Origin of the sequence: Micromonospora sp. CPCC 205546, assembly GCF_036902715.1 — a bacterium.
Classification (GTDB): Bacteria; Actinomycetota; Actinomycetes; order Mycobacteriales; family Micromonosporaceae; genus Micromonospora.
The window spans coordinates 1-8,059 of record NZ_JBAKHL010000089.1 but is presented as its reverse complement, the minus strand read 5'-3'; the positions used below and the strand labels follow the sequence as shown (position 1 = coordinate 8,059).

The window sequence follows — 8,059 nt, the reverse complement described above, 5'->3', positions numbered from 1 at the left end:
GCCGGCTCATCATCAGCACCTGCACGAGCAGCAGGTAGCCGGCGACCAGCCCGGTGATCCGGCCGGCGGCGTGGGTGCGCGGGTACGTCACGCGTACAGCTTCATCGGACGGTACTTCTGCCGGGGGAAGATCTTGTCCACCTCCGCGTTGGTGAGCCCGAAGCGGCCCTGCGCGACGGCCCCGTAGACGTTGAACATGTTGTTGTACTCGGGCACGTCGCCGGAGTCCAGGTCGTCGAGCCCGTTCCAGGTGCCCAGCAGCGAGCCGGCGAGCTTGCGGCCGGAGAGCACGGTGACCACCCCGCCGTGACCGTGGTCGGTGCCGCCGCCGTTGGAGGCGACCCGCCGGCCGAACTCGCTGGAGACCATGATGGTCACGTCGGCCGACTTCTCCCCGAGGTCGGTGAAGAACGCCGCCATGGCGCCGGCCAGCTCGTTGAGCCGCCGGTGCAGTTGACCGCCGTCGCGGGTGCCCTGGTTCTCGTGGGTGTCGTAGCCGCCCATCCCGACGGTGGCGACCCGGACGTTCGCCCCGCCCTTGATGAGCTGGGCGAGCTGCTGGAACGCGTAGCCGACGCCCTTGTACTCCACGCCCTCGGCCGGCTGGTACGGCTTCGCGGCGAGGCGCTGCGCGGTGGCCAGCGCGCCAAGGCCGTCCTGCACGGCCTCCTGCACCGGGTGGTTGATCCCGGTGAAGAGCCCCTTGATCGCCTTCTCGGTCGCGGCCCGGTACCGGTCGTCGCCGTTGAGGCGCAGCGAACCGACGCTGTTGAGGGAGAGCGCGCCGTTGTTGCCGACCAGCGAGCGCGGCAGCGTGCTGCCGATGCCGACGCTGCGGAACGCGGTGCCGGTGCCGAGCGTGTCGACCAGGCTGTCCAGCCAGCCCCGGCCGCCGGTCTCGCTGGGCAGCCCGCCCAGGTTGCAGGCGTCCGCGGCCTGGAAGTGGCTGCGGGACAGCCGCTCGTCGGAGACCCCCGGGACGAAGCCGAGGTTGCCGCTCCTCAGCCACTTCTCCAGCGGCTTGAACGCGCTGGTCAGCTTGAAGCCACGGCCCAGCGCCAGGGAGTCGTCGGCGAGCAGCAGGTCGGGGCGGGCCTTGGCGAGCACCGGGTCGTCCGCCGGGGCGACGAGGCTCAGCCCGTCCAGCCCGCCGTAGAGGAAGACGTGGATCAGGGTGCCGGTCTTGGTGGCCGCGAACGAGGCCGAGGTGGTGACGAACTGGGCGGTCGCGAGGGCGGTGGCGGTGGCGGCGGCGCCGGCCACGAACGTACGCCGGGTCACGCCACGGCCGTCCTGCTGGGCCTCCTCCAGCTCCTCCAGCCGCCGGTAGCGGTCGGCCTCGGCGGCGTTCTCGGCGGCGACGATGTCGGCCTCGGCCCGCAGCAGCGCCTCGGCCGGGTCGTCGGCCAGCCGCCGCAGGTCGGGGCATTCGGGGTGCAGGGGGAACGTGTGCACAGTCTTCTCCATCGGGTGCCTCACCGGAGGTGGTGCTGGGGGGAAGCGAGGATCGCCCGCGCGACGGCGGTGACGGCCCCGTCGAACGTGGCGTCGACCTTGTCGCCGGCCGACACGCCGGCCACGCCGAGGATCAGGGACCGTTCCCTGGCACTCAGCTTCTGACCCACCAGCCGCAGGGCCAGCGCGTCCACGTACGCCCCGGCGGTGGCCGGCGGCCTGGCCACCAGCTTCTCGGCCGGGGTGTAGGTGAACACGGTGCGCCGGCCGGCGAGCAGTTCGCCCGCCTCGTTCCAACCGTTGACCATGGTGCCGGCGGAGGTCCAGGCCACGTACACGTCGGGGTAGCCGTCGGGGGTCGGCTGGCCCATCGGGTACTGGCCCAGTTCGCGCATCCGGTCGTGGACCTGCCGCAGCCCCCGGGCGTACGGGGTGCGCTTGCTGTCGCCGTTGTCGTGCCTCGGCGACGCCTCCGGGGACACCCCCAGGGCCCGGTACGTGGCGACGAGGTACTCCATCGGTCGACGCACCTTCTGGCCCACCGCCGCCCAGAACTCCGAGGAGCTGAACAGCGTCATCAGCACCGGCTTGATCATGCCCTTGTTGGCGCTGTACGTCTTCGCCAGCCGCTCCACGAGGGACTTCGGCGGGGTGTCCGAGACGAACCGGGTGGCGAGGCTCTGCGCCACGTACTTCGCGGTGGAGGGGTGCAGCGCGATGTACGTCAGGTACGCGTCGATGGCCGCCTCGGCCTTCTTCGGGTCCTTCGAGTTGTTCGCGTGGGTGAAGCCGAGGACCTTAACCTTGCCGACGTAGTGCCGCTCGGGGCGGAACACGTACTTGCCGTCGTTGACGCCCCGGCCGGTCTGGAGCAGGGCCGCCTGCCGGACGTCCTTCTCGGTGTAGCCGCCGTCGACGCCGACCGAGTAAAGCTCCAGGTTCTCCCGGGCCAGGTTCTCGTTGACCGCGTCGGCGCGGGAGTCGTTCTGGTTGAGGTAGAGCAGCAGCGCCGGGTGCCGGTTCGCGGCGAGCAGCATCTCCGGGTAGCTGCCGAGGGCGTGCGCCCGCACGACGTCGCGGTCGAAGGACGCGCGGTGGACCTCGCCGCCGTCGAAGTCCGCGGCGACGTGCAGGAAGTCGTTCCAGAAGTCGACCATCACCTCGAACAGCTGCCGCTTCGACCAGATCTGCCGGGCGATGGTGGCGTCCACCATCTCCTTCTCCGGCTGCGCGCCGCGCTCGTTGAGCTGCTCGCGCTGCTCGCGCAGCTGCGCCGTGCTCAGCTTCAGCGTCGGCAGCTCGGCGAGCTTCAGCTCGGCCTTCGTCGGGGCGATCTTGTCGGGGTCGAGCTGCCAGCGCAGCCAGCCGTCGATGCCCCGCTCCTTGATCTCGGCGACGACCTGCGCGGTGGCGCCGAAGGTGGCCCGCCGGGCCAGGTGCAGGACCGGGTCCTTGGCGAGCACCGTCTTGACGGTCACCTTGGTCTCCGCGGCGGCGGCCGCCGGCCCGGAGAAGGTCCGGCCGCCGGCCGGGGCGTTCTTCTTCAGCGCCTCGCCGGCCCGGGAGCCCATGTAGCTCTCGTTCTGCTCGGTGTAGGTGCGCACCGTGCTCGGCTGCTGGCCGCTCGGTCGGGCGGGGGTGCCGTCGGTGACCGTGGTGCCGGTGGCGTCACCGGCCACCGCGTCGTCGCCGAAGAGGCCCCGGATCTGCGGGGTCATCGCCAGGGCGGCGCCACCGGCCACCACGGCCGCGGTGCCGCCGAGGGCCACGAGGGCCTTGCGGCGGCCGACCTTGCGCTCCGGCTCGTCGCCGTCGTCCAGGTTGGGCAGTCCCGGCCCGGCCGACGGGGCGCCGGCCTGCCGCGCGAAGCCGTCCGGGCCGACCCACTGCGGTCCGCGGGCGGCCGGCTGTCCGGCGTGGGCGTACTGTCCGCGCGGGTCGGCGGGGTGTCCACCCTGGTGCGGGGCGCGCGCGTCGTGGCCGTACGGGGTGGGGGTGTAGGTGTCGCGGTGACCGTCGGCGGCGGGGTACTGACGCCCGTCCCATCCGCGGTCGTCCCGCGGTCGACGTGGTGGCACATTCTGGTCGGCCATGTACCAATCCGTTTCTGCTACGCCGCGACGACTGGCACCGGACACGGGGTGCAGGTGCGGCGGCTCGTGCCTGAGGGGGTTGTCACCGGAAGGTAGTGAAGCGCCCGAGCGCCTTCAAGCAGCACCGGAAGCCCCCGGGACGGCACTTAAGGCGCCGCTCAGCGCCCCTCGGCGGCGGCGGATTTGCGCGCGGGTCGGCACGGACCTCGCGAGCAGGGCGTACGTGGCACGGCCGGGCCCGGACGCGGCGTTTCCGGCCGCGACGGGACGGGAGCGCACATACATCGCCACAGGCAAATTTAAGGTTCGGATAAGCCCGCGCTGAGGCGCCCACGCCTCCCGCAGGCGGTCCCCCGCCGCCGGCGGCGCGGGCGGTCCCCCGCGCGGCCGGAGCGGCTGCGCCCGGAAGGCCGAAAGTAGCAGCAGGACGGGAGCGTGAGCCGCCGCCGCAGCGGGTATGCCGCCGAACCGCTGAACACGTGAGGGGAAGGCACATGCTCAGCAAAGAGGATCAGCGCAGGTTCGAGCAGATCACCCGTCAGCTCCGGGAGAGCGATCCGGCGTTCTTCGCCCGGCTCGACAACCGGGCCCGGGCCCGTCGCGGTCGATGGCTGATGCTGTTGACGATCGTGCTGTGGGCCTCGCTGCCGGCGATGACCGTGCTGGCCGGCCGGCTGGCCGGGGCCGTCTGCGCGGTGGTCCTGGTGGCCAACGCGGCGATGATGTGGCGGTTCCGCCGCCGTTGGCTGTGACCCGCGGGCCCGCACCGTCGCGCCGGCGGCCTCACCGGCCGAGAAGTCGGTACGCCCGCCGCAGCCGCTCGACGAGGCCGGGCCCGCCCAGCGCGGGAGCCGGCGCGCCGAGCTGCCGCAGCAGCAGGTCCGGTCCGGTCGACAGGCTGGGTGGCCGGTCGGGCAACGGGACCGGGGGCAGCCAGAACCGGTCGACCGCCTCGGCCAGCGGCGCCGGCGGCAGGCCGGCGAGCGCCCGGGCCGCCCCGACCGGCGGGACGTCCACGGTGTCCCGGCCGGCATCCGGCCCGGCCCGGCGCGCTTCGCCGTGCCCGGCATCCGGCCCGGCCCGGCCCGCTTCGCCGTGCCCGGCGTCCGGCCCGGCCCGGCCCGCTTCGCCGTGCCCGGCATCCGCTCCGGCCGGCTCGCCGGCGGCACGCCGGTCACGCTCCACCGTGGACGGTGATGCCGTGCCGGCCTCCGGCTCGGCGCGGTCCGTCGTGGACGGCCCGGTACCGGCGCGGCGCCGGCGCGGTGATCCTGGGGGTGACGGGTCCGGCCGCTCGTCGACGCCCGCGGTGCCGGCCCGCAGGACGCGCAGCCGGCCGAGCAACTCCGTGCGGCTGCGGCCCCGCCAGTGCAGCAACTGGAACGGGTCGGCGTCGAACGCCTCGGCGAGCAGGTAGAACGTGGCCGCGAGGTGCTTGCAGGGCACGGCGAAGTCGGGGCAGCTGCACCGCTGACGCAGCTGGGCCACACCGGCGGGAAAGAGCGGGGCGCCCGCCGCCGCGAACAGCTCCTCCAGTTCCGGGGGCAGGTCACCGGCGAGCAGCCGGGCGCTGAAGAACGCCTGGGCGGCCAGTTCCTGCTCGACTCGGGCCCAGAGCGCCCCCGGGAACACCGGCAGGGCGATGCTCACCTCGTACGGCCTCGGGCGGGAGCCCTGCACCACGGCTTCGACGGTGCCGGGGGCCACCTCCAGGCGGACCACCTGGCCCGCCCGCGCGTACGACCGACCGCGGGTCAGCCGGGTGCCGAGGGCGAAGGACTCCAGCACCTCCAGGAAGCGCCGGGACCACCAGGACCGGCCGATGGCGCCCCGGGTGCTGCGCGCCTTCAGCCCGCCGTCGATCCGGCGTGGCCGGCCGTAGTCGGCGAACCGGCCGCCCGCCCCGTCCTCGCCCGCCGGCTGCCCGCTCACTCCACCACCGCCCCGGCCTCCAGGGTGAACAGCTCGCGTAGCTGCGTGGTGGACAGCTCGGTGACCCACTGCTCGCCGGCGCCGACGACCGAGGCGGCGAGGCTGCGCTTGTCGGCGATCAGCGCCGCCACCTTCTCCTCCACGGTGCCGGCGCAGACGAACTTGCGCACCTGCACCCGACGCCGCTGGCCGATGCGGAACGCCCGGTCGGTGGCCTGGTCCTCGACGGCGGGGTTCCACCACCGGTCGACGTGCACCACGTGGTTGGCCTCGGTGAGGGTGAGCCCGGTGCCGCCGGCCTTGAGCGACAGGACGAAGACGGCCGGTCCGCGCGGGGACTGGAACCGGGTGACCATGGCGTCCCGGTCGGCCTTGCCGACGCCGCCGTGCAGGAAGAGCACCTCACGACCGAAGCGGGCCGACAGGTGCCCGCGCAGCATCCCGCCGAACTCGGCGTACTGGGTGAAGAGCAGGGCCCGCTCCCCCGCCGCCAGGACCTCCTCCAGGATCTCCTCCAGGCGGGCCAGCTTGCCGGAGCGGCCGGGCAGGGCCGAGCCGTCGCGCAGCAGTTGCGCGGGGTGGTTGCAGACCTGCTTGAGCCGGGTCATGGCGGCGAGGACCAGCCCGCGGCGCTCGATGCCGTCGCTGGACTCGATGCGGGCCAGCATGTCGTCGACGATCGCCCGGTAGAGCGAGGCCTGCTCGGCGGTGAGGTTGCAGAGCACCTCCATCTCCAGCTTCTCCGGCAGGTCGGAGATGATCGAGGAGTCCGTCTTGAGCCGGCGCAGCACGAACGGGCCGGTGATCCGGCGCAGCCGCTCGGCCGCCTCGGCGTCGCCGTGCCGCTCGATCGGTTCGGCGTACTTCTTGCGGAAGGTCGCCGCCGGTCCCAGCAGGCCCGGGTTGGCGAACTGCATGATCGACCAGAGGTCCGCCAGCCGGTTCTCCACCGGCGTGCCGGTGACGGCGATCCGGTGCCGGGCGGGCAACGCGCGGACCGCCTCAGCCTGCCGGGTGGCGGCGTTCTTGACGGCCTGGGCCTCGTCGAGGACCACCCGCCGCCAGTCGACGCCGGCCAGGTCGACCGCGTCGCGGGCCGCGACCGAGTAGGTGGTGAGGACCAGGTCCGCGCCGTGCACGGCCGCGCCGAAGGCCTCGCCCCGCGCCCGTTCCGCGCCGTGGTGCACGTGTACGCGTAGCCCCGGCGTGAACCGCGCCGCCTCGCGCTGCCAGTTGCCGACCAGCGACATCGGGCAGACCAGCAGGGTCGCTCCGGCGTCCGGCGGGTCCCCGGCGAGCAGGGCGAGCAGTTGCACCGTCTTGCCCAGCCCCATGTCGTCGGCGAGCACCCCGCCGAGCCCGAGGGACTGCAGGAACGCCAGCCAGGCCAGCCCTCGCCGTTGGTACGGGCGCAGCGTGCCCCGGAACGCCGGCGGCGGGTCCAGCGGGGCGAGCCGGCGCTCCACGGTCCCGGCGAGCAGGTCGCCCAGGGCGCCGTCGGCGCTGACCTCCAGCACCGGCAGCGCGTCCGGCTGCTCGGCGTCGGCCAGGCCGAGCCGCAGCAGGTCCGCCACGGTCAGCTCGCCGGAGGAGCGCAGCAGCCGCAGGCCGGCGGCGAGCCGCTTCGGGTCCAGCTCCACCCACTGCCCGCGCAGCCGCACGAGCGGGGTCTTCAGCGCGGCCAGCGACGCCAACTCCTCGGCCGTGAGCGGCTGGTCGCCAAGGGAGACCTCCCAGCGGTAGTCGACGAGCGCGTCCAGCCCCACGCCCGCGGAGGCGGCGGCGACGGTGCCCGGGGCGGTCCGGCTGCGCGCCTGCAGCCGGGCGCCGAGCCGGGACGACGGGCGCCGCCACCACGACGGCAGCAGCACGGCGAACCCGGCGGCGTGCAGCACCGGCGCGCCCTCGCGCAGGAACCGGTGCGCCCCCTCGACGTCCAGTTCCAGGGCCTCCGGCGTGGCCGTACGCAGGGCGGTGTCCAGCTCGGGCCAGAGCCGGCTGGCGCGTCCCAGCTCGGCGAGCAGCGTCTCCTGCGGGTCGTCGCCGCGACCGGCCAGCCCGGCGACCGTCTCCGGTGCCCGCCAGACCTGCCCGGCGTGCACGTGCAGGCTCGGCTCGTCGGCGGCCTGCAGGCCGAACTCGACCCGCCACCGCCCGGCCTGGCCCACCGTCGCCGTCGGGTCGACGGGCACCACGACCACGGGCTCGGTGACGTCGTCGGCCGGCGGTTCGACCAGGCGGAAGCTGGCCCGGACCGTGCCGCCGGCCGCGTCGCGCTGCCAGGCGTCCAGTTCGGCGCGCAGGATGCCCAGCCCGGCCGGGTCGGCGGCGAACTCCCGCACCGGCCCGGTGAGCGCGGCCAGCCAGGCCGGCACGGCGCCGTTCGGGCGTACGCCCCGGGCCAGCGCGGTCTGCGCCAGGGCGGCCCGCACGGCGGCGTCGGTGAGCGCGTCGAGCGCGTCGGCGACCAGCGCGCCCGGCGCGTGGTCGGTGCTGCCCCGCGCGTGGTCGGTGCTGCCCGGCGCGGGCCGGTGACGCCCGGCGCGCGGGCCGTCCCCGCGGGGCCCGGCGTCCGCCCC

Annotated in this window: 5 protein-coding genes; 1 reads left to right on the top strand and 4 read right to left on the bottom strand. The window is 74.7% G+C overall.

What is annotated here, in order from left to right:
• Positions 1-87: 87 nt before the first annotated feature.
• Positions 88-1,467 carry a DUF1501 domain-containing protein gene (locus V6U77_RS27035; RefSeq protein WP_334609558.1) on the bottom strand — a complete coding sequence of 460 codons (1,380 nt, stop codon included), beginning with the start codon at positions 1,465-1,467 and terminating at the stop codon, positions 88-90.
• Between the two features lie 8 nt (positions 1,468-1,475).
• Entirely contained in the window at positions 1,476-3,548 is a 2,073-nt protein-coding gene (locus V6U77_RS27030) for a DUF1800 domain-containing protein (protein WP_334609556.1), read from the bottom strand.
• Between the two features lie 494 nt (positions 3,549-4,042).
• Here V6U77_RS27030 and V6U77_RS27025 point away from each other — a divergent pair, with 494 nt between their 5' ends.
• On the top strand, positions 4,043-4,300 hold the full coding sequence (locus tag V6U77_RS27025; RefSeq protein ID WP_334609555.1) for a DUF3040 domain-containing protein: 258 nt from the start codon (positions 4,043-4,045) through the stop codon (positions 4,298-4,300).
• Positions 4,301-4,331: 31 nt separating this feature from the next.
• Here the strand turns inward: V6U77_RS27025 and V6U77_RS27020 are convergent, their stop codons facing one another.
• Positions 4,332-5,480 carry an SWIM zinc finger family protein gene (locus V6U77_RS27020; RefSeq protein ID WP_334609554.1) on the bottom strand — a complete coding sequence of 383 codons (1,149 nt, stop codon included), beginning with the start codon at positions 5,478-5,480 and terminating at the stop codon, positions 4,332-4,334.
• Positions 5,477-8,059: DEAD/DEAH box helicase (locus V6U77_RS27015; protein ID WP_334609553.1), on the bottom strand; the 2,583-nt coding region annotated here is incomplete at its 5' end. The genes V6U77_RS27020 and V6U77_RS27015, both read right to left, overlap by 4 nt.